At 64.0% G+C, this 863-nt stretch carries 1 protein-coding gene; it reads right to left on the reverse strand.

The features are described from left to right. Positions 1-863, reverse strand: an 863-nt coding sequence (secY, locus tag ACFPCY_RS43020; RefSeq protein ID WP_378265710.1) for a preprotein translocase subunit SecY, incomplete at both ends; no start/stop codon positions are given.

An 863-nucleotide genomic window follows, 5' to 3' on the forward strand; every position in this document is an offset into this window, starting at 1 on the left:
GTGGGGTTGAAGGTGATCGCGACGTAGAAGTAGGTGAAGAAGATGATGAAGACGAAGAAGATCGCCATGTGCCAGGGGTTGTCCTGCTTGAGGTACGGCTGGACCTTCTGCAGCCACTTGACGTTGGGCCACAGCTGGGTCGCCAGCACCGGCAGGTACAGCAGCGACGAGGCGAAGATGACCGGGATGATGCCGGCCTGGTTGACCTTCAGCGGGATGTAGGTCGAGGTCCCGCCGTACATCCGGCGGCCCACCATCCGCTTGGCGTACTGCACCGGGATGCGCCGCTGGGCCTGCTCCACGAACACCACACCCGCCATGATCGCCAACCCGACGACGATCACCAGGGTGAACACGAACCCGCCCTTGGCCTTGTAGATCGACCAGAACTGGGACGGGAACACCGCCACCACCTGGGTGAAGATCAGGATCGACATGCCGTTGCCGACGCCGCGGTCGGTGACCAGCTCACCCAGCCACATGATCACCGCGGTGCCCGCCACCATGCAGATCACCATGGTGATGATCGGGAAGATCCCGGTCTGGTACAGGATGTCGGCCCCGGAGCTGCCCTGGAACAGGTTGCCGGTGGAGGCCATCGCCACGATCCCGGTGCCCTGCAGGATCGCCAGCCCCACGGTCAGGTACCGGGTGTACTGGGTGATCTTGGTGGTGCCGGCCTGGCCCTCCTTCTTCAGGGCCTCCAGCCGCGGGATCACCACCGTCAGCAGCTGCAGGATGATCGAGGCGGTGATGTAGGGCATGATGCCCAGCGCGAACACCGACAGCTTCAGCAACGCCCCACCGGAGAACAGGTCCACCAGCCCGTACAGCTGGTTGGACTTCTTCGCCGCGTCGGCGGT

The sequence above is a fragment of the Actinomadura gamaensis genome (assembly GCF_042652125.1).
GTDB classification, from domain to species: domain Bacteria; phylum Actinomycetota; class Actinomycetes; order Streptosporangiales; family Streptosporangiaceae; genus Spirillospora; species Spirillospora gamaensis.